The sequence below is a fragment of the Streptomyces sp. NPDC107454 genome, assembly GCF_055582885.1.
This window is the reverse complement of record NZ_JBVJPA010000015.1, coordinates 209,201-234,999: the sequence shown is the minus strand read 5'-3', so window position 1 is coordinate 234,999 and position 25,799 is coordinate 209,201. Positions and strand designations below refer to the sequence as shown.

Genomic DNA, 25,799 nt, shown 5'->3' with positions numbered 1-25,799 from the left:
TGCTCAGCCTCCCTGTGAGATCACACGCCGGGCGGCCCGGCGCCACAGCAGCCGGGTGAACAGGGCGAGAGCCACCACCCACGCGGCCTGCAGGGCGAGTTGTGGACCCGCCTGCGAGACCGGGATCCGGCCCACGTACAGCGACAGCGGCACACTCAGCGTCGCCTGGAAGGGGAGGAAGCGGCTGAGCGTGATGAACCAGTCGGGGAAGAACCACAGCGGCGCGTACACCCCGGACAGCAGGTTCTGCGCGAAGACCAGGATCAGGATCGCGGCGCCGTTGCGCAGCGTCCAGAAGCACAGCTGGTCGATGACCAGCATCACGTAGTACAGGACCCACTGGCCGAGCAGCACACTCAGCCCGAACACCGCCGCGACGGCCGCCGACCCGGGCGGCTGGACGAACCCGACGGCCAGACACACCGCGTATCCGGTCAACGCCCAGACGAATCCGTAGAGCTGCTCGCCGAGCGCCCGCATCGCGTAGTAGCGCTGCGGGGGCAGCGGGCGCAGATACCAGTACACGATGGTGCCGAAGTGCATGTGCTGCTGGACGGTGTCCCGGCCCGAGTACTGGTCCAACGCCCTGATCCGGGTGGCCAGTACGGCGAGCACGGCGTAGGTGACGGCCTGGTCGCGGGTGAGGCCCGCGGTGGTGCCGGTCGACGCGTACAGGCCGCGCCACAGCGAGGCCACCAGCACCACCTGCACGACGAGACGCAGCAGCGCGGCGGTCATCCGGGGCGGGGTGTGCAGCTCGCCGAGCGGGGTGACCCGGGCGGCCCGCCAGCCGCCGGGGACGGCCGTGCTCACGCGGCCTCCGCCTGGACGTAGGCCGCCCGCATCACGTCCTCCAGGTCCGCCTCGTCGATCGCGAGGTCGGTCACCTCGTACCGCTCGACGACCTGCTTGAGCGCCTGGTGGACCGTCGGGGCGCCGGGCCCGTCCGGCCCGAACACCACCTGGGGGCCCTCGCGGCGCAGCAGTGCGATGCCCGGCGGCGGGGCGATCGCCGCCTGTGGATCGGCGAGCGTGGCCCGCACCTGCCAGGTCGAGCCGAACCTGCGCCTGATCTCGTCCAGGGTGCCGTCGAGGACGAGCCGACCGTGGTTGATGAGCACGACCCGCTCGGCGAGCCGCTCGACCTCCGTCATGTCGTGCGTGGTCAGCAGCACGGTCCGGCCACGCTCCTCCACCTGGTGCTTGAGGAAGCCGCGCACCTGTTCCTTGACCACCACGTCCATGCCGATGGTGGGCTCGTCGAGGAACACCACGGGCGGGTCGTGCAGCAGCGCGGCGGCGAGGTCGCAGCGCACCCGCTGGCCGAGGGAGAGATGGCGTACGCGGGTGTCCCAGAAGGAGGAGAGGGCGAGCAGCTCGTCGAACTCGCCCAGCCGGACGCGGTGTTCACGCTCCGGTACTCCGTAGATGTCCCGCAGGATCGCGAAGGACTCACGCACCGGCAGGTCCCACCACAGCTGGGTGCGCTGTCCGAACACCGCCCCGATGTTGCGTGCGTTGCGCTCGCGCTCCCGGTACGGGACGACTCCCGCGACGCGCGCCTCGCCGGAGGTCGGGGTGAGGATGCCGGTGAGCATCTTGATGGTGGTGGACTTGCCGGCGCCGTTCGGGCCGAGCAGCGCGAGCAGTTCGCCGGGCGCCACCTCGAAGGTGACGTCGCAGACGGCCTCCTTCGCGACCCGCTCGGGCTTGACGAGGGACTTGAGCGCGCCCGAGAAGCCCGGGCGGCGCACGGTGGTGTGAAAGGTCCGGGACAGCCCCCGGACCTGGATGCTGCCGCTCATGCGGACGCCTTCCGGGTCAGTGCGATCAGCCACAGGGTGGCCACGAGCGAGGCCGCGGACAGAACGGTCAGCAGCCAGGGGACGGCGTGGATCCCCGACGTCTCGATGCCCACGCCGAGCAGCGGAGGAGCCGCCACCCCGCCGATCATCGACGCCGCGATCACCCAGGCCCCGGCCCTCTTCGCCCGGGGGAGGGCCTTGTTGAGCCACGGCAGGCCGGTCGGGAAGACGGGCGCGATGAACAGACCCACACCGGCGTACGCCACCGGCGCCGCCCCGGGGATCAGCGCCAGCAGCAGGCACGCGGTCATCCCGGCCGCGCAGACCGCGAGGATGCGTTCGGGCGCGTACCGCAGGGTGACGGGGACGACGAGGAAGCGGCCCGCGGTCATCATCAGCCAGTAGACGGAGGTGGCGGAGGCGGCGACCGTCGCGCTGTAGCCGACGGTCTCCAGATGGGTGGGTTCCCAGCCGCCGACGCCCGCCTCGACGCCGACGTTCAGGATGTAGAGGAGCAGGAAGCCCACCAGGACGCGGGAGAGCAGGCCACCGGAAGCGGCGGGCCGCCCGGCCGGTGAGACGGGCGGCGCCTCGCCGCGCACCCCTCCCGTGCACAGGATCAGCGCCCCCGCGAGCACCGCGCACGCGCCGAAGGCGTACGGGTAGTCGTCGGGCCCCAGCCACGCGACCAGCGCCGGGCCGAGGACCGCGCCGATGCCGAAGTGCGCGTTGAGGACGTTCAGCATGGCCGTCGAACGGTCGCCGAAGCCGACCGCGAACAGCTGGTTGAGGCCGTAGTCGATCCCGCCGAAGCCGAGGCCGCCGAGGAAGGCGGCGGCGAGCGCGAGCGGCCAGTTCGCGGCGAGCGCGAAGCCCGCGCCGCCCGCCGCCATCAGTGCGTAACTCGCCGCCAGCATCGCCCTGTTGGAGATCCGGGAGTGGATCGCGTTGAAGGCGAGGACGCCCGCGACACCCCCGGTGAAGTGCAGGCTCAGACCGAGGCCCGCCGCCGAGGGGGAGAGGCCGTACTGCGTGCGCAGGCCCGGGACCGCCGGGCCGTAGAGCGCTTGCAGCATGCCGATGAGGACGAATCCGATACACGACGCGACCGCGGCCGGCCGGCTGAAAAGCTGCCGGCCGGCCGCGGTCCCCGTGAGGGTGTCAGCCATGGATCTCCGAGAAGTGGAACGTGAATTCGGCGGGTGCGGACCGCAGTTGGTACTGCGGAAGCGCGCCCGGACCGCACGACTGCGAGCCGATGCCCTGCTGCCCGTGGTCGAGATTGACCCAGACCGTGTCACCGGCCTTCAGATCGGTCGGATGCTCGGCCGCGTCGAGCTGCTCCGACGTCCAGCGGCGCGCGGTGAACCAGAACTCCGGCTCGCCCTCGACCCGCAGCCCGCCGATCTCCACCCAGCGGACATCGGCCCGAGCGCCGTTCTCCTGCGGACGGACGTACGGCGTCTGGAGTCCGTCGATGGTGGACTCCCAACGCCCCACCATGGAGGCCGACTTGGTGTCCGGATAGGCCTCGCCGGGGCCGCCCCCGAACCACCTCGCCCCGTGCACCGAGCCCGCGAGCCCCAGCCGGATCCCGAGCCGGGGCAGCGGCAGCCTCCAGTCGCCCTCGGGTGCCACGGACACGGTCAGCCGCAGCCGTGTTCCGTCGGACGTCCACCGGTAGACCGTGCGCAGGGCCACCTCGCGGGCGGCGGGCGCCACCCGGGTCCGCACGGTCAGCGCGTCGTCGCCCAACTCCACCGATTCCAGCCGGTGTTGCATCCGGTGCAGGCCCAGCTCCCGCCAGAGCGGGCCGTAGCGCAGATCCGGCTGCCAGGCCGCCCCGTTGTCGTTGTCGGTCGGCGCACGCCACACGTCCAGACGCAGCCCCCTCACATCGACCCCGCCGATCGACCGCAGCGCGCCCGTACGGGCGTCGAAGGCCGCCGGGCCCAGGGTGATCTGCCCCTCGCCGAGGACCGGTCCGTCGCTCTGCGCCACGGCGGTCAAGGGCCGTGCCGAGACAGGGAACTGCGCCCAGGCCACCAGGTGGTCCTTCGGCCCCCACGCGGTGTCGGCCGCGAGCGTCGCCCGTATCGTCCACCCGGTCTCCCCGCCCCCTGAATCGGCCGGCGGATCCGGCAGCTTCACGTCCGCCGATTCGCCCGGGGCGAGCTCCGGCACCGACAGGACACCCGCCCCGACGGTCTCCCCGTCGACCTGGTAGGACCATTCGAAGGCCAGCGCGGAGAGATCCGCGAAGTCGTAGCCGTTGGTGACCCGCACGCTCCCGTCCGCCGCGTCACGGACGATCCGGACCGGCTCGATCACCTTCTTGTACTCGACCAGGCCCGGGGACGGGGTCCGGTCGGGGAAGAGCAGCCCGTCGCAGACGAAGTTCCCGTCGTGCAGCTCCTCGCCGAAGTCGCCGCCGTAGGCGAACCCGTACCGCTCGTCCTTGATGCCGTGGTCGATCCACTCCCAGATGAAGCCGCCCTGGATGCGGTCGTACGACTCGAACAGGTGCTGGTAGTCCGCGATCCCGCCGGGACCGTTGCCCATGGCGTGCCCGTACTCGCAGAGGATGAAGGGGAGTCCCCGGCGCTTGTGGGTGCCGCCGTCGAGGCCGCGTCCTATCCTCTCGACCTCGGCGTGGTCGGCGTACATCCGCGAGTAGACGTCCGTGTCACGGCAGTCGATGTCACCCTCGTAGTGGATGAGGCGTGAGCCGTCCCGGCCGCGGATCCACTCGGCCATGGCGGTCAGCCCGCGCCCGGTGCCGGCCTCGTTGCCGAGGGACCAGACGACGACGGAGGGGTGGTTCTTGTCGCGCTCGACCATGCGGGCCGCCCGGTCGAGCAGGGCCGGGGTCCAGCGGTCGTCGTCGACGGGGTTGTCGCGCCAGGCCTGTTCGGTGAAGCCGTGCGTCTCGAGGTCGCACTCGTCGACGACCCACAGGCCGTACTCGTCGCACAGGTCGAGGAAGGCGGGGTGTGGCGGATAGTGCGAGGTGCGCACCGCGTTGATGTTGTGCCGCTTCATCAGCAGCACGTCCTCGCGCATGGTCTCCAGGTCCAGGGCGCGGCCCCGCTCCGGGTGCCATTCGTGCCGGTTGACGCCCTTGAAGAGGAGCGGTGTGCCGTTGACCTTGATCAGGCCGTCCTCCAGGGCGACCGTGCGGAAGCCGACGCGCAGCGCGACGCGCTCGCCCTCGGTCGCGAGCACGCCGTCGTACAGCCGCGGTGTCTCGGCCGTCCACGGCAGCACCGGGACGGTGACCGACTCGCCGGTCGCGACATCGATGTCGAGGCCGGGCACGGTGACCCGGCCGTCGACGTCGGAGTCGACGCGCAGGGTCCCGAGGCCTTCGGCGTGGTCGTAGGAGGCGTGCACAAAGAAGTCGAGGACGCCGCCCGCCGGGCGGTGCAGGAGCGTGACGTCCCGGAAGATGCCCGGCAGCCACCACTGGTCCTGGTCCTCCAGGTACGAGCCCGCCGACCACTGGTGGACACGGACCGCCAGCACATTTCCGCCCGGCTTGAGCAGGTGGCCGACCGCGAACTCGTGCGGCAGCCGCGACCCCTTGAACTCCCCGATGTCGGCGCCGTTCAGCCAGACCCGGGCACAGGACTCGACCCCGTCGAAGCGCAGCATCGCCCCGCCGTCCGCGGGCCAGTCGGACGACAGGTCGAAGGTGTGCAGATGATCACCGGTCGGGTTCCCGGTCGGCACGCGCGGCGGGTCGACCGGGAACGGGTAGAGGTGGTTGGTGTAGATCGGTGAGCCGTGCCCCTGGAGGACCCAGTGGCCGGGGACGGACACCTCGGTCCAGTCCCCGGCATCGAACCCCTCCGCCGCGAACGAGTCGTCCTCGGCGTCGGCGGTGGGGGACAGACGGAAGCGCCAACTGCCGTTCAGTGACAAGGACCGCGCGTCCGAGGACGCGTACCGGGCGCGTGGCGGGAGCGCCCCACTGCCCGGTGAGACGTCCTCGACGTAGTCAATGGCGGAAGTCGTGCGGAAAGACATCGGTCTCCTAGATCGTCCCTTGGTGCCCGTCTGGCGTGTCGATCAGCCCTTGATGCCCGTCTGCGCGACCCCCTGCACCAGCCAGCGCTGGAGGAAGAGGAACACGAACACCAGGGGCAGGATGGAGATGGCGGTGGCCATGAAGATCAGGTGGTAGTTGACGGTCTGGTTGGTCATGTACGAGGAGAGCGCGATCTGCACCGTCCAGGCGCTCGGGTCCTGGCCGATGACCAGCGGCCACAGGAAGGCGTTCCAGCCGCTGATGAAGGTGATGGTCGCGATCGCGGCGAAGAAGTTCAGGGAGTTCGGTACGACGATGCGCCAGTACGCGCCCCAGTAGCCGAGCCCGTCCACGCGCGCCGCCTCCTCCAACTCCTTGGGGAACCCCAGGAAGTACTGCCGGAAGAGGAAGCAGGCGAAACCACTGAAGAGCACCGGAATGACGAGACCCCGGTAGCTGTCCACCCAGCCCAGCGAGGAGACCAGTACGAAGCTCGGCACGAAGGTGACGGCGGGCGGCACCATCAGGGTCCCCAGGACCATGTAGAAGATCTTGTTGGCGTGCTTGTAGGGGATACGGGCCAGGCCGTAGCCGGCGAGCGAGCAGACCAGCAGGGTGCCCACCGTGATCAGCACGGCGACGACCGCGGAGTTGAACAGGGAACGGCCGAAATCGACCGTCGTGTCGTGGAACAGCTCGGTGACGTTGCCCCACTGGGGACTCGTGGGGAAGAACTTCCAGTTCTCGCCGGTGATTTCGGGGTCCGTCGACAGCGCGTTGCGGACGATCAGATAGAAGGGGACCAGGAAGAGCAGGGCGGCCACGCCGATGGAGATGTACAGGCCGGTGTTGCCGATGACGCTGCCGCGCTTGACGCGGCGCGGCTTGTCGACCGGAGCGACCGGAGGCACGGTGGCGGTCACTTGTCGTCACCCCTTCCGAAGCCCAGGAACTTGCCCTGAGCCAGTGTCACGATGAGGATCAGCAGGGTGAGGATCACCGCGCCCGCGCTGCCCTCGCCGTAGTCCTGGCTCTCGCCGAGCGCGGTGTAGTACAGCTCGACGAGCGGCGGCCGGCCCCAGGTCGTCTTCGCCAGCAGGTTGAAGAACTCGTCGAAGGCCTGATAGGCGGCGATGACCAGCAGCAGGATCACCGCGGTCGAGGTGGCCCGCAGCTGCGGCAGGGTGATGTATCGGAAGGTCTGCCAGCCGGGCTTGGCACCGTCGATGGCGGCAGCCTCGTACAGCTCCGGCGGGATGTTCTGCAGCGCGGCCAGGAACAGGATCATGTAGAAACCGGCCTGCAGCCACAGCCGCAGCGTCACGATGACCAGCCAGTACCAGGGCGGATCGGGGTTGGCGAGCCAGGCGATGTTCTCGACGCCGAACCAGCCGAGGACCGTGTTCATCAGGCCGAAGCGGACCCCGCTGAACATCGACATCTTCCAGATCAGCGCGGCGGCGACATAACTGCACGCGGTCGGCAGGAAGAAGACGGACCGGAAGAACGCCTTCATGAAACGCAGCCGGTTGACCAGCAGGGCGAGGCCCAGCGACAACGCCCAGGTGGCGGGCACGATGAAGGCGGCGAACACGGTGAAGGTGACGAGCGAGCCGGTGAACTTGCTGTCCTGCAGCATCTGCCAGTAGTTGTCGAAACCGACGAACTTGCTCGGCGTCACCGTGAAGCGCGCCTCGAAGAAGCTCAGCCAGAGGCTCCAGCCGATCGGCACATAGACGAAGACCGTCAGGCCGATGAGGAAAGGGCTCGTGAAGAGCCAGAAGTTGAAGGTGCTGCTGCCCCGCAGCCTCCGCCGCGGCCTGGCCGGTGAGGCCTTGGCCGAGGCGGGGCGCGCGACACCGCGCGTGGTGGTGGTCGACATGTCGCTACCCGTCCGTCTGTCTCCGTCCCGGCCTATCCGAAGAGCTTCTTGAGCTCGCGGTTGACGGTGGTGTCGGCCTTGGAGAGCTCGGCCTCCGGGTCACCGTTCTTGCGGACGCAGTTGGCGAAGACGTCCTCCAGCGCGGTGATCATGGCCTGGGTCCAGCCGATGTTGTCGAAGTGTCCGAAGTCGTTGAAGAGCTTGACGCCCTCGGCGGGCAGGCCCGTCTTGAGCTTGGTGGCGGACGCGGCGATCGAGGCGCGCGGTGGGATGTGGAAGCCGTACGACAGCGCGAAGTCCTCCTGGTACTTCTTCTGGTCGATCCACAGCCACTTCACGTACTCCTTGGCCAGGTCGGCGTTCTTGCCCTTGGCGTTGACGAACATCGACCAGCCGCCGTTGACGACCGACTGCTTGCCGGAGTCGGTGACCTTCGGGAAGGGGAAGATCCCGAGGTCGTCGCCGAGCGCCTTCTGCATGACCGGCATGGCCCACATACCGCAGAACTGGATGGGGGTCAGACCCTGCACGATCGCGGAGGGGTCCCAGTAGTCGGTCGGGGCGTCGAGGAGAAGGTGGCCGCTGGTGAACAGCCGGCGCATCTTCTTGATGCCCTCCTTGACACCCTCCGTGTGGTACGCGATCTGGTTCTTCGCGTCGAGGGTGTCGGCGCCGGACGACCAGATCAGCGGGTTGATGACCGCGTGCAGGTCGTTGCCGATGAACAGGCCCTTGACCTTGCCGGTGGTGAGCTTCGCCGCGGCCTCGATCAGCTCGTCGAGGGTGGTCGGCGGCTGGATCTTCGCCTTCTCCAGCACGGACTTGCGGTAGAAGAAGAACTGCGGGTCGTCGATCATCCGGACGCCGTATATCTTCCCGTCCACCGTGTGCGAGGCGATGTCGGCCGGGTTGAAGTCGGACTTGACCGGATCGATGATGTCGCTCAGGTCCGCCACCTGACCGCTCTTGATGAGCTGGATCTGCGGGTGGAACTCGAACACGTCGGGGGCGTTGTCGGTGAGCAGTGCGGAGAAGAGCTTGCTCTCGTAGTCCGCGCTGGTGATCCACTGCGTGTTCACCGCGGCCTTGTCGTAGCCCTTCGCGTACCGCTTGAGGGCGTCCTCGACGCCGGCCTCGCCGTACGCGTGGAAGTACTGCTTGATGGACTTGCCCGAACTCCCGCCACCGGAACGCCCGTTGTTGCTTCCGCACGCGGCCAGCGGTCCCAGTGCGGCCAGCCCCGCTGCGGCCCGCAGGACGGATCGACGGTCCCAGTTGCTGCTCATTGCCGACATGGTGACGTCCTTGTCTCTTGTACGGCTGCGGCTCGAAATCGCTGTGAGGTGCGGGACGCTAACCTTCGGTTAAGGCTTCGGCAAGGGGTTGGACGAAGTCTGTTCGAAGCGTTGTCTGCGGTTCGGTGGATCGAACGGGGCCGTGAGCAGGGTGAGTTGGCGGACCGTCGGCCCCGGGGGCCCACGGCCCCCTAGAGAGCGGTGCGGCGCGGGACGGTCCTGCCGGCGGCGGGCTTGTGGCCCACCGGGTTCAGGGCGCCCTCCAGGGCGAAGGTCGCGGCGCCCAGGCAGACCGGGTCGGTGGGGATGGGGGAGAGGACGATCTCGGTGGCGGCCAGCGGTCGCCGCAGCGCGTGCCGGGCGACGGCCTCACGCACCTCGCGCAGCAACGGCTCGCCGAGCGTGGCGGCCACCCAGCTGCTGAGCACGACGACTTCGGGGTTGAGGAGGTTGATCAGGTCCGCGATGCTCGCGCCGAGATAGCGGGCGGTGTCCCGGACGACCTGGAGCGCCACCGGGTCGCCGGCGGCGACCCCGCGGGACAGGGCGTCGATGGTGGCGGTCTGGTCCTCGGGATGCAGCAGCGGGCTCTCCGGGCTCGACTCCCGCAGGTTCCGCATGATCCCGGGCGCCCCGACGTACGTCTCCACGCAGCCGTGGTTGCCGCAGTGGCACGGCCGCCCGTCGAGCACCAGCGTCGTATGGCCCCACTCGCCCGCGCTGTTGCTCACCCCGCGGTGCAGCCCGCCGCCGAGCGCGAGCCCGGCACCGACCCCCGTGCCCAGGTTGACGACGACGGCGTCCCCGCGACCGCGGGCCGCGCCGAACCACAGCTCGGCGACCGCGCAGGCGCGCAGCGGGTTGTCGAGGTGCAGGGGGTAGGCGATGTGCTCGGCCAGCAGGTCGCGCAGCGGCACGTCGTGCCAGTCCCAGTTCGGTGCGTACTCGGAGATGCCGGTGTCGCGGTCCACCTGGCCCGGCACGCTGACCCCGACGCCCAGGACGCGCGCGCCCTCGACCCCGGCCTGCGCGACCACCGAGCCGACGGCCGCGGCGACATGCCCGACGACCTGCTCCGGGCGGCTCTCACCGGGGCGCATGTCCTCGGCGGCGCGGGCGAGCACGTTCAGCGCGAGGTCGAACAGCTCCACGCGGACGTACGTCTCCGCGATGTCGACGCCGATCAATGCGCCCCCCGACGCGTTGACGGCCACGAGTCCCCGGGGGCGGCCCCCCGCGGAGTCCTCGAACCCGACCTCGGTCAGCATCCCGAGGTCGAGCAGTTCACCGACGAGCGTGGCGACCGTGGCCAGACTCAGCCCGGTGGCCGCCGCCAACTCCTGTCGTGAGGTGGGGGACGCGGCGATGATCTGGCGCAGCACCTCGTAGCGGTTCGCGGTGCGGATGTCGCGCGATGTCCGCTTCACCTGCTTTGCCACCTCGGTCCTCCGTACCGCACAGCGGGGCTGGGGCCCGGCGCGGCGCAAGGCTATGGCCTGGCGAGGACGTTCCACAAGGGGTTAGGAAAGGGGCTGAACAAAGTCCCGCACGAAGGGGTTGGTGAACTTGCCCGCCGGGTCCAGGGTTTCGGCCAGGGCCCTGAAGTCGTCCGCTCGCGGGTAGCGCCCGCGCAGCACCTCCCCGGGCGTGGTGAACACCTTGCCCCAGTGCGGCCGGGGGCCGAACGGCTCCAGCGCCTCCTCGACCCGACGCACCACCGGCAGGACGGCCGCCGTGTCCTCGACCCAGGTGAAGTGCAGGGCCACGGTGTCCCGGCCGTAGGCGGGGCTCAGCCACTGCCGGTCGGCGGCCACCGTGCGCACCTCGCAGATCTGGAGCAGCGGCGCGATGTGCTCGCGGATCGCGTCGAGAGCGCCCAGCGCCGCGAGCGCGTGCGGGCGCGGCAGCAGGTACTCGGACTGCAGCTCGGCCCCGCTGCTCGGGGTGAACTCCGCCCGGAAGTGCGGCAGCCGCTCGTGCCACGGTCCGGGCACCCCGAACTGCTGGGTGCAGTTCTCGGCGGGCATGCCCGGCACGGGGTGCATCGCCTCGGTCGCGGGCGCGGCCCAGGGGAAGCCGGGCAGCGGCTGGTCGGTACGGCGCTTGAGCCACACCTGCCGGAAGCCCGGACGCCCCCAGTCGGTGAAGAGACTCACGCTGTACGCCGTCGCCGCCACCGTCTCGAAGTCGAGCCCGGCGAGGGGAAGTTCGGTGAAGACGTGCTGGCTCACCTCGAAGTCCGGTTCCAGGTCGAGGGTGAGGGCGGTGACGACACCGAGTGCGCCGAGGGAGGTCACGGCACCGTCGAAGCGCGCGTCGTCGCGGCCGATCGTGACGGTCGAGCCGTCCGCCGTGACGATCTCGACCTCGCGCACGGCGGAGGCGAGGGAGCCGTTGGTGACGCCCGAGCCGTGGGTGCCGGTCGCCACCGAGCCCGCCACGGAGATGTGCGGGAGAGAGGCCATGTTGTGCAGGGCGAACCCGTGCTCGTGCACCCGGCGGGCCAGTTCGGCGTACCGGACGCCGCCCGCGACCCGCACCGTACGGGCGGTCGAGTCGACGTCCACGGTCGGGGGCAGCGCGGTGAGCGAGACCAGTACGCCGTCGTCGCCGGGCTCGGCGATCTCGTTGAACGAGTGCCCGCTGCCCAGGACGCGGACGCGTGCGCTCTGCGCGACGAGCGCCGCGAGGGCGTCGTGCGTGTGCGGGCGGTGCAGTTCCTTGGCGGTGTACGTGATGTTGCCGGCCCAGTTGGTCAGGGTTTCTGTCATCCCTGTCGTGCCTCCCCGGGAAGTCGCCGTGCGCGGCCGTGCGATGGCCACTGCTGGAAACTACCCCGGGGTCGGCCGGTCCGGTGTCCCGGGCCCGTACCCTGTCGTGCGTGGCGGGCTGCGGTTACGGTAGAAGCGGTAGAGAGCGCTTGCTGTGTCGCCCTGTCCCGTAGTCACCGAGCCGGAGGGTTGACTCCTTGCCCGAGCGTCCCGTGGCGATGTTCGCCATGTCCGCCGAGAACGTGCCGCAGGTCTTTCCGGCCGAGGTGATGTCCCGACTGCGGGAGGTCGTGGACATCGATCCCGCGCTGGTGGCCGAGGACTTCTCGGGGCCCCGTGTCCGCGAGGCGCTCGCCGGGACCGAGATCCTGATCACCGGCTGGGGCTGCCCGCGGCTGGATGCGGTCACGCTGGACGCGGCGCCGAAGCTGCGTGCCGTGCTGCACTCCGCGGGCTCGGTGAAGGGCTTCACCACCCCGGCGGTCTGGGACCGCGGCCTTGTGGTGTCCTCGGCCGCCGTCGCCAACGCGCTGCCCGTCGCCGAATACACCCTCGCCGTGATCCTTCTCGCCGGCAAGGACCTCTTCGCGCAGCGCGACCGGTTGCGTGCGCGGCGCTCCCTGCCCGGGTGGGCCCTCGTTCCCGGCATCGGCAACTACGGCCGCCGCGTGGGTGTCGTGGGAGCGTCCCGTATCGGCCGCCGTGTGATCGAACTGCTGCGTCCCTTCGATTTGCGGGTGAGCCTCACCGACCCGTACGTCGACGAGGCCGGGGCGGCCGAGCTGGGGGTCCCTCTCCTCCCGCTCGACGACCTGCTCGCCACCAGCGACATCGTCACCGTCCACGCTCCCGAGACTCCCGAGACCCGGCACCTGATCGGTCGCCGTGAACTCGGTCTGATGCCGGCCGGGTCGGTTCTCGTCAACACCGCGCGGGGTTCGCTCGTCGACCACGGCGCGCTGATCGACGCGTTGCGGGCCGAGCGGGTGAGTGCGATTCTCGACGTCACCGACCCCGAGCCGCTGCCGGCCGACTCCCCCCTCTACGACCTCCCCAACGCCTTCATCACCCCCCACCTCGCCGGCTCCCAGGGCAACGAGCTGACCCGGCTGGGTCTGACGGTTCTCTCGGAGGCGGAGCGGGTTGTTGCAGGGGCGGGGGTGGAGTTCGCGGTGGATGCGGGGGTGTTGGACCGCGGGGCGTGACTGGGCCCGAGACTTCCCCCGCCCCCGCCCCCGCCCCCGCCCCCGCCCCCGCCCCCGCCACCCCTACCCATCCCATCCCCGGGGGCTGTGCCCCCGGTCCCCCTGCCCGGGGCTGCGCTCCTCGCTCCCTCTCCGGGGCCGTGCCCGTGGGATCCCGCTCGGGGTTGTGCCCCGGGCTCGCGCTGGGGGCTGTGCCCCTGGGACTTCCACTCGGGGCTGTGTCCCCGGGGCCCCACCTGGGCCTGTAATAGGGGCCCGCGCTCGGGGCTCTGTTCCGGGCTCGCGCTCGGGGCTCTGTTCCGGGCTCGCGCTCAGGGCGCGTCCCCGGGACCCCCACTCGGGGCGGCGCCCCTGGCCCCCTGTCTGGGGCCGCGCCCCTGACCCCTGCCCGGGGTTGCGCCCCTGACCCCTGCCCGGGGTTGCGCCCCTGACCCCTGCCCGGGGTTGTGCCCCTGACCCCTGCCCGGGGTTGTGCCCCTGACCCCTGCCCGGGGTTGTGCCCCTGACCCCTGCCCGGGGTTGCGCCCCTGACCCCTGCCCGGGGTTGCGCCCCGGCGCAGTTCTTGGGGCTCTGGTCCTCATCAGCCGTTGGGCCTGGGCCCGGGGCTCGTCCCGGCTCACCCGTGGGGGCTCGTCGCGTTGGTTCTCGGAGAGGTTGTACGGGTGTCCTCGACGTGGTTTTCGGGCTCTGGGGCGGGGCCCTGTTGCCGGCGGCCACGTGGGGCGTGCCCGAGTCAGACCCTGTACCGCCGCCGGAGGCGCATCGCGCCGCGAGGGGACCCGGCACGGCCGGCGCGCAGGCAGGGGCATACCGTGAGGAGTCGAGCACGAGGACTTGAACGAGTCGGGAGCGAGGAGAACGGGATGGTCGGCAGCCGCACCGCGTTGGTCGAGGATCTGATGGAGCGGTTCCCGCACGTACCGCGGGAGGCCGTCTTCAAGGAGGACCTGCTCCGCGGAGGTGTGGCCTTCGACGAGTCGGCGCTCTCCGACAACGAGGACGGTGACGTCAAGCCGAAGTCGTACTTCATCTTCTCCTTCGACCACGGCACCCTGCCCGAGCTCGGCGAGGCCGCCCTGCGCCGCCCGCCCGAGGAGATCATCCTCACGGGCGGCCCGTACGACCTGCGCCGGACGGTCGTCTCCGTACGCGTCAACCCCGCCTCGCCCTACCGCGTCGCCGCCGACGAGGAAGGGATGCTCGGGCTCTACCTCGACGGGAAGCGGATCGCCGACGTCGGCGTGCCGCCGATGCCCGAGTACTACCGGCACACGCTCTCCAACGGGAAGTCCGTGATGGAGGTCGCCCCCACCATCCAGTGGGGCTATCTGATCTACCTCACCGTCTTCCGCGTCTGCCAGTACTTCGGTGCCAAGGAGGAGTGCCAGTACTGCGACATCAACCACAACTGGCGCCAGCACAAGGCGGCGGGGCGCCCGTACACCGGGGTCAAGGACGTCGAGGAGGTCCTCGAAGCCCTGGAGATCATCGACCGGTACGACACGGCGAAGGCCTCCACCGCGTACACCCTCACCGGCGGCGCGATCACCTCGAAACTGCAGGGGCGCGACGAGGCCGACTTCTACGGCCACTACGCCAAGGCCATCGAGGAGCGCTTCCCGGGGCGTTGGATCGGCAAGGTCGTCGCGCAGGCGCTGCCGCGCGACGACGTGCAGCGGTTCAAGGACTACGGCGTGCAGATCTACCACCCCAACTACGAGGTGTGGGACCGGCGGCTCTTCGAGCTGTACTGCCCGGGCAAGGAGCGCTATGTCGGCCGCGACGAGTGGCACAAGCGCATCCTCGACTCCGCGGAGGTCTTCGGCGCGCGCAACGTGATCCCCAACTTCGTGGCCGGCGTGGAGATGGCGGAGCCGTTCGGTTTCACGACCGTCGACGAGGCCATCGCCTCCACCACCGAGGGGCTGCGCTTCTTCATGTCGCACGGCATCACGCCCCGCTTCACCACCTGGTGCCCGGAGCCCACGACCCCGCTCGGCAAGGCCAACCCCCAGGGCGCGCCGCTGGAGTACCACATCCGGCTGCTGGAGGCCTACCGTTCGACCATGGAGGACTTCGGGCTGTCCTCCCCGCCCGGATACGGCCCGCCCGGACCCGGCCAGGCGGTCTTCTCGGTGAGCTCCTTCATGGACAGCCTCCCGGCGCGGGAACCCGCGGTGGCGGAAGCGGCCGAGCCGAAGCTTCCGTAGAACCTCTGAGCGGAACCTCTGAGCGGAACCCCTGAGCGGAACCTCTGAGTAGAACCTCTGAGTAGAACCTCTTAAAAGTCGACGGCGATCGAGACGTATCGGCCTCCCTTCCGTATCACCTTCCATACGGCGGGAGGGAGGCTGCGCGCGCTCGGACGAACGGCGCCGCAACCGCTTGCCACCGTAATTGAATACCTCGCTTGTCAGTTGTGTGGGAAGCGTGAAAGGCTCGGGGCCCCGTCGTTGAGACGGCCTCAACTCCCTTGTACAGAGGGTGAGTTGACGATCACGTTGGTCAGACGTTTGTAGACGTTGCACCTGGAAGCAGTTGATGCAGGAGCCCCCCATGCCCGACCTGCCGACCCCCCAGAACGCCGCCGAGGCCGCACTGCTCTCGGAGTGCTGGGACGCGGTCCTGTCGTACGCCGATCTGTGCACGTCCGGTTCGGCCTCGGCCACGCGGCTGGCGACCGAGGCGTTCACACACGGCATCGACGAACTGCGCGCCGCCACCGCGGCATCGAAGAGTACCGGTACCGGACGCCGGGCGCTCAGGCTGCCCCGCATTCCGCTGCTGCTGGCCTCCGTCCGTACCGTGGCCGCCGCCTGGGAGACGAACGGGCTCGGCCATCGGCTCGACCCCGACCTGCGCCTGTGGCTCCACTCCGACAAGGCCGCCCGCTACATCGGACCGCCGCTGCACCGCCCGCTCGCGCTGCGCGGTCTCAGGGACATGCAGGAGCCGGACGCCGCTTTGCTGTGGCTGGCCGAGGTCGAGTCGCTGCCGATGTCCGCGGTGGCCCGGCGGCTCGGTCTCGATCCGGCGGCAGCGTCCTCCGAACTCGCCCAGGTGCGGGCGCTGTTCCGGGACCGCTGCCACCGCAACCACCTCGACACGCCGATGAACGCCCACTGCCGCAGCTATGCGCGGCTCCTCGACGCGGTCACCCGCTCACCCAGCGCCGAGACGCCCGACGACCTCTCCCGGCACATGGCGCGCTGCGTCGAGTGTGCGGAGGCCGCCGCCTGTCTGCGGCTGCACGGCGGCGGGCTGCCCGCGGCGCTCTCCAGCGGTGTGATCGGCTGGGGCGGCCTCGCGTATCTCGAACGGCGGCGCCGGGCCGCCGAGGCCGGCCTGACCGGCGGACGCACGGACGCGACGGTGGACACGGGGCTGAACGAGGGCAAGCCGGTCCGGCCCCGGATCGGCAGGACCGGGATCCTGGTCACGGCCGTCCTCGTGTCCGCACTGGCGCTCACGGTCTCGCTGATGCCCTTCGGCGGCTCGAAGGGCGGCGACGCGAACGCCGCGCAGGGCGAGTCGACGGACGGGCAGTCCGTGGCGGACCCGGGCCCTTCCTTCCCCTCGGGCTCGAAGACGAGGTCGGGGTCGGGGACGACGGGTTCGCCCGCGGTGGCGGACTCGACCTCGCGTCCGGCGGGCAACTCCGACCAGGAGGCCCAGGGCGAGTCCTCGTCGCCCGCCGGGAAGCAGGGCGGCGCGCAGGGTTCCACGAAGGGTGCCGCGCCGGACTGCCGGGTGAAGTACGAGATCGTGAGCGAGTGGCCGGACGGCTTCCAGGCCACCGTCACCGTCACCTCCACCAAGGCCCTCGCCACCTGGAGCCTCGGCTGGACCTTCAAGGACGGCCAGCGCGTGGGTCAGATGTGGGACGGCACCTACACCCAGAACGACTCCCACGTCACGGCCACCGCCGCCGACTACAACAAGACCGTCGCCGCGAACGGCACCTTCACCTTCGGCTTCCTCGGTTCCTGGACCGGCTCCAACTCGGCCGCGCGCAACTTCACCCTCAACAAGGCCAGTTGCCAGGCCGCCGGCTGAACATCCGGCCGACCGGTGTGACGCGCGACGAGCCGCTGTGACGCGCAGCGAGCCGGTGTGAGACACCGTCCTCTCACCTCGTCACCACCTCCCCACCACCCCTCCGGCGGCGGAAACCTGATTTTTCGCCAAGTCCGCCGCCCCGGCCGGTTCCCCGTACCGACGGGACCGGCCGTGCGGCGTGGGTCCTGACCTCAGGGTCGTCGGTGGGGCGGGAGTGGAGGCGGACGGATCGGCCGCGGTCACCGGTGGTGGGGGCGTCCTGAGGGGACGGCATCCCCGGGCGACCCACCTGGCACTTCGGCACTTACCGACCAGTACGGCCGATCTGGCGTAATTCACTCGGCTCAATGCTTTGCTCTGCCACCATCAACGCCTCTGAAAAGTCAGGCGGCATGATTGCGGCGGGGGGCGTGGCCATGGGGCTGCTCGGCAATGAGCTGGCTTTCGCACGCGCTCTGACCCCTCAGGAGCGCGAGAGCGTGATGGCTCTCGGCAGCCGGAAGCACTACGCGGCCGATGCCCATCTTCTGACGGAGGGCGACCGGTCCAGTCACGTCCTGATCATCATTCGGGGCTGGGTGACCGTTTCCGTGGCGACGGACCGGGGCGCCACGCGGCTGATACTCGGTCTGCGTGGGCCCGGTGAACTGCTCGGCGAGATGGCCGCCCTGGACCCGCATCCCCGCAGCGCCACCGTGCGCGCGCTGGGTCCGACCGAGACCCAGGTCATTTCCGGGGACGCGTTCCGCCGGTTCCTCGCCCTGCACCCCCGTGTCAGCGGTCTGGTGATACGCCAGCTCACCTTCCGGCTGCGCAGCGCGGACCAGGAGCGGTCCGCGCTCGCCTCGCTCACCGTGCTGCAACGGCTGGCCAGCCGGCTCACCGAACTGTCGAGAGCCGAGCCGTCCGGCCCCTACCACGCGGCCGTACCGGGCGGCGCCACGCACACGGGCACCGTCGTCCAACTGGCCCAGGACGAACTGGCCGCCACCATCGGAGCCACCCGGGAAGCCGTCGCCAAGGCACTGAAGCTGCTGCGCACCCAGCACGTCGTGCGGACCGGCAACCGGATGGTGGAGATCCTCGACCCCGAACTGCTCGCACTCCTCGCGGACGGTCATCAGGAGTAGACCCACGCCTTGCCGTAACCCACGCCTCGTCGTGTGTAAACGGCTACAGACGGCCTTCGTCCCCGGGCCCGACGCTGAGGGGGACGGCAAGTGGAGAGAACAAGGGGGCACGGGGTGGACCACGACGCGATGGATCTCACCGAAGCACGCTACGAGTTGGTGATCAGCGTCGACGCCCGGCGTTCCGGGGAATACGACGACGTCGACAAGCAGCGCATGCGCGAGCGGATCTACCGGGTGCTGGAGGCGGCCTTCACGCACGCCAAGGTGGCGCGGGACGCCGTACACATGGAGGACCGCGGCGACGGCGTGCTGCTGTCGGTGGCCGGACGGATCGCGGTGACCCGGCTGCTCGGCCTGTGGATGGTCGAGGTGCACGAGAATCTGCGGGACGAGAACCGCGGCCTGCGCGTCCCCCTCGGGCTTCGGGTGGGCATGCACGTCGGGCCTGTCCGGCACGACGGCCGGGGCATCAGCGGGCGCGCGGTCGACCTCGCCTGCCGGCTGGCCGACTCGCCGCTTGCCCGGCGGCTGCTGGACGCCGAGCGGGCCGACCTCGTGCTGGTGACCTCCCAGTCGCTCTACGAGGACGTGGTCAGCAGCGGCGGCAAGTTCATCGAGCCCGCGCACTACTCCTCCGCCCGCCTGGAGCTCAAGGAGGGCGAGGTCACCGCCTGGTTCCACCTTCCCGGCCGGCCCGCTCCCGAGATCCCCACCGCCGCACCGGCAGCACCTGACGCCGACCGCGCCGATGACGTCGAGGACACCCGGGGTGGCGATGACATCGACGACACCCGGGGTGGCGACCCCGTCGAGGACACCCTTGGCGTCGACGGCGAGGACCGCGCCGACGCTCCCGGCGCCCACTACACCGTCCACGGCGACATGTCGCAGCACAGCGACAACGTCTACCAGCAGCCCGTGCACATCGGGCGGATCACCGGTGACGCCGGCCGACGGAAGGGCTGATCGAAGTGAGCGACGATCAGCAGGCGGGCGGCGCCGAGCCCGCACCCCCGAAGGGGGCCGACGCCCGTGCGCCCGAGGCCGACGGGAAGGCCAGGAACGACCCGCCCCGTGGCGACGAGGGCAGGGCCGAAGGCGACGAGGGAGCCGCAGGCAACGACGCCCAGGAAGAGGGCGACGTCAAGAAGGACCAGGAGAAGAAGCAGGAGGAGGAACGCGAGCGCGCCGCGGGGCGGTTCAAGGAGCACACCCGCGACCCGCTCGCCGAGGAGCAGGGCGAGGACGGTACCACCGACCTCGCCGCCGCCTCGCGGGCCCGCCGAGCCACCCGCATGCTGTTCGACACCGGCCGGGACCTGAACAGCTTCGACCGTTCGTACTTCCAGAGCGCCCACATCGGCGACATCCACCTGCGGATGGACGCACGCCACTCCGGTGCGGGGATGCGCAGCGGACCCGTGCCCGACGAGGAACTGCGCAGGCTCCGCCGCGTCCATGTGGAACCGCGGGGATACGTGCAGCTGCGCAAGGCCCTCGGCACCCGTCGGCTGCTGGTGCTCGTCGCCGCCCCCGGCACCGGACGCACCAGCACCGCGCTCTCGCTCCTCGACGAGGTCACCGGCCCCGCGGCGGACGCCACGGACACGGAACCCGGGACCGGATCCCGGGTGCGCCGGGTCGATCCGGACGGTGGGGTGCGGAAGTTGGCGGGCTCCCTGGCCGGTGAGGGCGAGGAGACGCGACGCGGCACCGGGTATCTGCTGGAGCTCTCCCTCACCGGGCCCGGTGCGCTGCCCCCGGACGAGATGGACCTCGACGGGCTCGCCGCGGCCCTGGCCCGGTGCGAGTCGTACGCGGTGGTCGTCGTCACGGTCGGGTCGGCGGCCAACCCGCTGCTGGCCGGGCGGTACGGCAAGCTCTGCCCTCCCGCACCCACCCAGGAACTGCTCACCACCCGGTTACGGGAACGGCTGGAAGAGCATGCCGCCGCCGCCCCGGACGGTGAGGTCCGGCTGGAGGACCTGCTCGCAGAGGCGGAGGAACTGTCGGTCCGCCAGGACGTCAAGGACGCGGTCGGACTGAAGGATCTGCGCCCCGCCGAGGCCGAGTTGCTCGCCTCGCTGCTGGCCGGACACCAGCTGGGGGAGGTCTCCCGGGACGAACTGCTGGCCGGTTGCCGGAGCCTCGCCGCCGACCAGGCCCAGGAGTGGTTCGCCGCAGTGGACCGGGCGCTGACGGCGCCCCCCGCCGGGCCGGAGGACGGCGCGGGCCGGCCGGGTACGGCGGCCCTGTTCCACCCGGTGGCGTTCCGTATCGCGCTCGCCGTACTGGGCGGCGCCTCGCACAGCGCCGTGGCCGCCGCCGCCCACCTGCTGACCTGGGAACTGTCCGTGCAGTGCGATCCGGACCACACCCCGGCACGCCCGCTGTTCTGCGACGACCCGGAAGCCGATCTCGCTCTCTCGCGCGCCGAACTGACCGACGGCCGGCTCGAGGTGGCAGGGACCGAGGTTCCGGCCCGGCTGATCTGGTACCGGGGATCCGCCCTGCCCTCCGCGGTGCTCACCGAGATCTGGGACCGGCACTTCCCCGTCCGGGCACCGATCGTGCGCTGGCTGCGGCTGCTCGCGGACGATCCACGCCCCCAGGTGTGGATGCGCGCCGCGGTGGCCGCCGGGGAGCTGTGCGCACGGGACTTCGACCACGGATACGCGGAGCTGATCCGCCCGCTCGCCGAGGCGGCAACCCCCCGCCGGAGGATCTTCGCGGCCACCACCCTCGACCAGGCGGCCGGTCACGCGTCGCACCGCAAGGCGGTGCGCAAACTGGTCGACGACTGGAGCAGGTACGGGACGAAGCCGCTGCGCTGGACCGCGGCGATGGCACTGGGTTACGGGAACGCCGCGGACACGACGGAGGACGCCCTGGACGCCCTGGCCCGGATCGGGGTCCGCGACGACGGAGAGCAGCTGGCGGTCGCCTCGTTCAACGCCGTACGGCTGCTGGCGCTCCCGGACGGTGCCAAGGTGCTGCGGCGGGTGGCCGACTGGACCCACCACAAGCGTCCGGCGTACCAGGACCTCGGTCTGGTGACCACCGTCCGGCTCGCCGTGACCTCCGTGGACGAGGTGCTGTCCGACGAGCCCGACTCCCCGCTGGCCGCCCGCGCCGACTGGCCACTGCCGCTCGCCCTCGCCGTCCCCCGCCCCGAACTCGTGCCTCCCATGGCCGACTTGATGTGGAGTGCGCTGAACACGGCGCGCTCGAAGGACGTGGCCCTGGACGCGCTGGAGTCCCTGCTGCGTTCGGCGGTGCGCGGGAACGGCACCGAGGGGACCCGGCCGGGGCTGGCGGCGCTGCTGCCCGCGCTGGCGACCGAGGAGAACGACCGACGGCGGCTGGACTGGCTGCTGCGCCGAATGATGAACGATCCGGAGAATCCGCTCCCCGACGCTCAGGCGCGCGCCCTGTGGTGGCTCGCCGTCCCGCCGAAGGAGAGGACGGGCGAGGAGGACAGCCATGGCTGAGGACCAGGACGCGCGGGCGAAGGCGAGGGAGCGGCTGAGGGCGCGGAAGGCGGCCGCGGGGCCCGCGGGTCCCTTCCTGCGGGAGTACGCGCCGACGGGCGGATACCCGCAGGTGAGCGCCCAGAAGGCCTCGGTGCTGTTCTACCGCAACGGCGGCTACAGCGTGGTCACCGTCTCCGGTGTCCGGCACGTCGACAAGCGGGCGCTGGCCCGGCCGTACACCGTCTGCGAGATCGCGCTCGGCACCTATGTGACGACACTTCAGATGGAGTTGCCCGCCGCGGGCGGCACGACCTTCTTCAAGGCCGAGGTGGACATCCACTGGACGGTGACCGATCCCCATCTGGCCGCCACCGAGGTCGTCACCGACGTCGCCCAGCGGCTCACCGCCCCGGTCCTCGAGCGGCTGCGCGAGGTGTCCTCGGCCTACCGGGTGACCCAGGCCGAACAGGCCGACCGAGCCATCACCCTGGAGTGCGCCGGCGGGCGCTGGGCCGAGCTGGGCACCGAACTCGGCATGCGGGTACGGCTGTATGTCCGCCTGCGGGTGGACGACCGGACGATCGAGCACATGGACGGCATCCGGGACGCGCACGCCTCGGCCGAGGTGACCCGGGTGCACCAGGCCTCGTTCCGCAAGATGCTGCAGGGCGGCGAGCTGGAACAGCTCAGCTACATGCTGGCGGCCGAACCCGAGGCGGCCAAGGACTTCCTGGAGAAGATCCGCCAGGAGGGCCGGCAGGACGAGAAGGAACGGGTCGACCGGCTCTTCGCCATGGTCGCCAGCGGCCAGATCCAGTCCAACGACATGGAGACACAGGCCCTCAACCTCCTCAACCAGGGCCGCCACCCCCTCCAGGGGCCCATCGGCTCGCTGCCCGCCCGTCGCGAGACCCCGCAGCTGGCGCCGGCCGCCGACGAGCCGTTCACCCCGGACTGGGTGGCGGACGAACCGCCCTCCCGGGCGGACCGGGGACCACGCGCGAGAGAGCCCTACTCGGGCGACCCCCAGGACGCCGAACCCGAACCGCCGCGCCGTCGCACACGCTCCCGGGACGACGGATGGTCCTGGGCGGAGGAGGACCGGTGACCGGCGACGGCCCGCCGCGCACCTCCCCCGACCCGGTCGGGCCCGTGCCGGACGGGGGTCCGCACGGGTCCGACCGGGGGGAGCGCATCGCCGAACGGCTGCTGAGCACGGTCAGGGAGGATCTCGGCCGCGCCGACGCGAAGGCGGCCGTACTGCTCTCGGGAACGCTGGCGCTGCCCGCGTTCCTGATCGGGCGGCACGGCCCGCCCGACTGGGGCGGGCTCGCCGACGTGACGCTGATCCTCGCGAGCGTGCTCTGGGTGGTCGCGGTGACCGCGCTGGTCGGGGCGCTCATGCCGCGCACCCGCACGGTCCGCGGCCGGGAGGGGGTGACGTACTTCGGCGACCTGCTCGCCCCCCGCGATCTCGCGGGGCTGACCGCCGACGTCACCGAGGCCGGACGCGACACCGCCGGATGGCTGCTCGTCCAGGCCGTGGACGTCAGCTCGATCCTGTCCGCCAAGTACCGGGCCATCCGTTGGGGAGTGGGCTCGCTCGCCCCTGCCACGGCGCTGGCGCTGGCCTGGAGCCTGACCGCCCGCTGACACGCGGCACAGCACCTACACGACACAGAGACGAACCAAGGAACCAGGGGGACGGCCGTGGAAAGCATCACGGGAAGACGGCAGACAGGAAGGGGCCGGGTGCGCCGCCGCGCGGTCGGCGCGCTCGGCGGACTGGCGGTGCTCGTGTCCCTGCTGGCACCCGCCGGTCATGATCCGGTGCCGGCGGCGGATTCCGAACCCGCCTTCCCGGCGGTCAACTACTCCATCGCCGTGGACGAGTCCGCCAGCCTCGCGCCCGAGGACATGAAGGCCGAGAAGGCCGCCGCCGCACGCATCGCGCTCGGCGACGTCTCCTCGTCCTCCCACGCCACCGTCTTCGGCTTCGCCGCCGCCGAGTCCGACGCCCAGCGCGCGGTGGACCCGGTGTGCCCGCGCACCACGCTGGACGCGGCGGGCCGCGAGACGATCGGCACCTGCGTCGACAAGCTGCGCGGCCGCACGAAGAACGAGGGCACCGGCACCGACTTCCCGAGCGCGATACGCCAGGGAGTCCACGACCTCACCACCGGCACCGATCCCTCCCAGCCCCGCGTGCTGTTCCTGCTCACCGACGGAAAGCTGGACGTCCAGGACAGCCCCAAGTACGGCGACCCCGCGCACCGCAAGGACGAGGGCGAACGGCAGCTGACGCAGGCGCTGGAGAACGCCGCCGCCCAGCACGTACAGATCTGGCCGCTGGGCTTCGGATCCGACCCGGACAAGGCGCAGCTCGACCGGATGGCCGCCGGCGGATACCAGAAGGGCTGCGTCGCACTGCCCTCCGCCCGTCCGAGCGCGGGCAAGGTCTCCGGGGCCAAGGACGTCGGCCCCATGCTGGAGAAGATCTTCGCCGCCGCCCACTGCCTGCGCCACGAACAGGGCCCCAGCAAGCGGCCCCCGGCCACCCTGGAGATCGCCATCTCGCCGCTGGCGACCGTGGGCAGCATCGTCGTCGACAAGGGCGACCCCCAGGTGAAGATCACCTACTTCGACCCCAACGGCCACCAGGTCCCCACCACGGGGACGTACCGCAAGTCGGGCTTCGAGCTGGCGGGCGGCAGCGGCACCGTGGAGGCGCTGAAGATCGTCGATCCGGTGCCCGGAACCTGGCGCGTGAAGGCCGAGGCGCCGGAGGGCCACCGCTCCCTGCCCGTCGCGGTCAGCGTGCTGTGGCAGGGCGAGTTGCGCGGCGCCATCACCATGGACCCGCCGTCCCCGCAGGCCGGCGACAAGGTCACGGTGACCATGCGCCTGCAGACCCGCGAGGGCTACGAGATCAAGGACGCACACGACTACGAGGGGCTGCGCGTCCGCAGTGAATTGACCGGCGACGGCTTCGACCCGCTGGCGCTGCGCCTCACCGACGACGGCCAGGGGCCCGACTCCAAGGCGAGCGACGGCTCCTTCACCGGTTCCGTGAAGATCCCCGGGAGCGCCGACGGGGCACTGAAGGTGAGCGGCACGCTGACGGCCTCGGGGCTGAGCGCCGACACCCGCAGTGAGGGCGGCGAGATCGCCCCCGGCGCACTGCCCGTCACCACCGCGCTCGAACTGCCCACCGCGAACACCCACCCCGGCTCCACGGTCACCGGCACGCTGGCCGTCCACAACACCAGCGACACCCCGCACACCCTGCGGCTGTCCGTCGCCGACCTCAAGTCCGGACTGCTCACCGTCACCCCGGCCGAGATCCAGGTGAAGCCCGGCGAGTCCGGCACCCGGAAGGTCACGGTCGAGGTCGCCCCCCGCGACGTCTTCGGCGACCGCCTCGGCGACAGCGGACTGCAACTCGGCGGCACGGTCACCGTCGTGGACACCACCGACCACGACCGGACACTGGTGCGCACCCCGCTCTCGGTGCGGGTGACACCCGAGCCGGGCATCTGGGCGAAGTACTGGTGGGCGTTCGTGTCCGCCGCCGCACTGATCGCGCTGGCCACCGTGGCGGTCCTCGCCTGGCTGCGCCAGCGCCGCACCCGCAGGGACCCGTTCGGCCTGGTGCTGCGGCTGGTCTCCGCGGAGGGCGACGTCCTCGGCGAGCACCTCGCAGGACACGGACACAAGCAGTGGTACGAGTTCGCCGTCGTCGAACCCCACCGCAGCCCGCGCATCGAACGGCGCGCCCACGGCCCGTACGCCGTCCAGCGCAGCCCCGAGGGCGGAGCGGTGCTGCGCAAGCGCGGCGGCGGCCGGACCCCGCTGCCCGCCCGCGGCCAGGTCCAGTTGACCGACACGCTGAGCCTGGCCCTCGGCGAGGACACCCGTGCCTCGAAGGTCCGCCGACCGCGGCCCTCCACGCGGACGACCGCGGGTTCCACCACCTCCGCGACCGGTACCGGCGAGAGCGGGAGCTCGTACGGGTCGTACCTGTGACGCCACGGGCGGCCCGACGTGTCACCGGGCCGCCCCCGCGCACCGCACCGCGGCCCGGCCGCCGTGCCACGCGCACTCCACGGACGTACCGAGCACGAACCGGCCGCCAGGGCGGCCGC

The 25,799-nt window shown here is 71.2% G+C and carries 18 protein-coding genes; 9 read left to right on the top strand and 9 right to left on the bottom strand.

Annotated features, from left to right (window positions below; genetic code table 11):
- Positions 1 to 3 precede the first annotated feature (3 nt).
- The 9 genes from ACZ69M_RS35715 to ACZ69M_RS35675 form a co-directional block, all read right to left on the bottom strand.
- The gene (locus tag ACZ69M_RS35715) at positions 4 to 738 is read right to left on the bottom strand and encodes an ABC-2 family transporter protein (protein ID WP_470056672.1); all 735 of its coding nucleotides are present in this window, start codon (positions 736 to 738) and stop codon (positions 4 to 6) included.
- Positions 739 to 809: 71 nt separating this feature from the next.
- A complete protein-coding gene (locus tag ACZ69M_RS35710; RefSeq protein ID WP_097286714.1) occupies positions 810 to 1,805 on the bottom strand; it encodes an ABC transporter ATP-binding protein in 996 nt (331 codons plus the stop codon).
- The gene (locus tag ACZ69M_RS35705) at positions 1,802 to 2,974 is read right to left on the bottom strand and encodes an MFS transporter (RefSeq protein ID WP_470056543.1); all 1,173 of its coding nucleotides are present in this window, start codon (positions 2,972 to 2,974) and stop codon (positions 1,802 to 1,804) included. The genes ACZ69M_RS35710 and ACZ69M_RS35705 overlap by 4 nt, the downstream gene beginning before the upstream one ends.
- Complete coding sequence (locus ACZ69M_RS35700; protein WP_470056541.1) at positions 2,967 to 5,834, bottom strand: glycoside hydrolase family 2 TIM barrel-domain containing protein; 2,868 nt, start codon at positions 5,832 to 5,834, stop codon at positions 2,967 to 2,969. The genes ACZ69M_RS35705 and ACZ69M_RS35700 overlap by 8 nt, the downstream gene beginning before the upstream one ends.
- A 42-nt stretch (positions 5,835 to 5,876) precedes the next feature.
- Positions 5,877 to 6,758, bottom strand: coding sequence for a carbohydrate ABC transporter permease (locus tag ACZ69M_RS35695; protein ID WP_470056539.1), 882 nt, complete (start codon positions 6,756 to 6,758; stop codon positions 5,877 to 5,879).
- Positions 6,755 to 7,717, bottom strand: coding sequence for a carbohydrate ABC transporter permease (locus ACZ69M_RS35690; RefSeq protein WP_470056537.1), 963 nt, complete (start codon positions 7,715 to 7,717; stop codon positions 6,755 to 6,757). Before ACZ69M_RS35690 ends, ACZ69M_RS35695 begins: the two co-directional genes overlap by 4 nt.
- Before the next feature lie 32 nt (positions 7,718 to 7,749).
- Positions 7,750 to 9,012 carry an ABC transporter substrate-binding protein gene (locus ACZ69M_RS35685; RefSeq protein WP_470056535.1) on the bottom strand — a complete coding sequence of 421 codons (1,263 nt, stop codon included), beginning with the start codon at positions 9,010 to 9,012 and terminating at the stop codon, positions 7,750 to 7,752.
- Between the two features lie 191 nt (positions 9,013 to 9,203).
- Complete coding sequence (locus ACZ69M_RS35680) at positions 9,204 to 10,439, bottom strand: ROK family transcriptional regulator (protein ID WP_470056670.1); 1,236 nt, start codon at positions 10,437 to 10,439, stop codon at positions 9,204 to 9,206.
- 93 nt (positions 10,440 to 10,532) lie between these two features.
- Positions 10,533 to 11,783 carry an FAD-binding protein gene (locus tag ACZ69M_RS35675; RefSeq protein WP_470056533.1) on the bottom strand — a complete coding sequence of 417 codons (1,251 nt, stop codon included), beginning with the start codon at positions 11,781 to 11,783 and terminating at the stop codon, positions 10,533 to 10,535.
- Positions 11,784 to 11,980: 197 nt separating this feature from the next.
- On the opposite strand from ACZ69M_RS35675, the gene ACZ69M_RS35670 reads away from it, so the two are divergent.
- From ACZ69M_RS35670 to ACZ69M_RS35630, 9 genes are all read left to right on the top strand, one after another.
- Positions 11,981 to 12,988 carry a hydroxyacid dehydrogenase gene (locus ACZ69M_RS35670; protein ID WP_470056531.1) on the top strand — a complete coding sequence of 336 codons (1,008 nt, stop codon included), beginning with the start codon at positions 11,981 to 11,983 and terminating at the stop codon, positions 12,986 to 12,988.
- Positions 12,989 to 13,852: 864 nt separating this feature from the next.
- Positions 13,853 to 15,199 (top strand): radical SAM protein, encoded by a 1,347-nt coding sequence (locus ACZ69M_RS35665; protein ID WP_388144900.1) that lies wholly within the window; start codon positions 13,853 to 13,855, stop codon positions 15,197 to 15,199.
- Positions 15,200 to 15,545: 346 nt separating this feature from the next.
- Complete coding sequence (locus tag ACZ69M_RS35660) at positions 15,546 to 17,045, top strand: cellulose binding domain-containing protein (protein ID WP_470056529.1); 1,500 nt, start codon at positions 15,546 to 15,548, stop codon at positions 17,043 to 17,045.
- A 419-nt stretch (positions 17,046 to 17,464) separates the two neighbouring features.
- Positions 17,465 to 18,178, top strand: a complete 714-nt coding sequence (locus ACZ69M_RS35655; RefSeq protein WP_470056668.1) for a Crp/Fnr family transcriptional regulator — start codon at positions 17,465 to 17,467, stop codon at positions 18,176 to 18,178.
- A gap of 114 nt (positions 18,179 to 18,292) precedes the next feature.
- A complete protein-coding gene (locus ACZ69M_RS35650) occupies positions 18,293 to 19,147 on the top strand; it encodes a hypothetical protein (RefSeq protein ID WP_470056527.1) in 855 nt (284 codons plus the stop codon).
- A gap of 5 nt (positions 19,148 to 19,152) precedes the next feature.
- Complete coding sequence (locus ACZ69M_RS35645; protein WP_470056525.1) at positions 19,153 to 21,672, top strand: hypothetical protein; 2,520 nt, start codon at positions 19,153 to 19,155, stop codon at positions 21,670 to 21,672.
- Complete coding sequence (locus ACZ69M_RS35640; protein ID WP_470056523.1) at positions 21,665 to 22,762, top strand: hypothetical protein; 1,098 nt, start codon at positions 21,665 to 21,667, stop codon at positions 22,760 to 22,762. The genes ACZ69M_RS35645 and ACZ69M_RS35640 overlap by 8 nt, the downstream gene beginning before the upstream one ends.
- Entirely contained in the window at positions 22,759 to 23,307 is a 549-nt protein-coding gene (locus ACZ69M_RS35635) for a Pycsar system effector family protein (RefSeq protein WP_470056521.1), read from the top strand. The genes ACZ69M_RS35640 and ACZ69M_RS35635 overlap by 4 nt, the downstream gene beginning before the upstream one ends.
- A gap of 99 nt (positions 23,308 to 23,406) precedes the next feature.
- Positions 23,407 to 25,680 carry a VWA domain-containing protein gene (locus ACZ69M_RS35630; protein ID WP_470056519.1) on the top strand — a complete coding sequence of 758 codons (2,274 nt, stop codon included), beginning with the start codon at positions 23,407 to 23,409 and terminating at the stop codon, positions 25,678 to 25,680.
- Positions 25,681 to 25,799 lie beyond the last annotated feature (119 nt).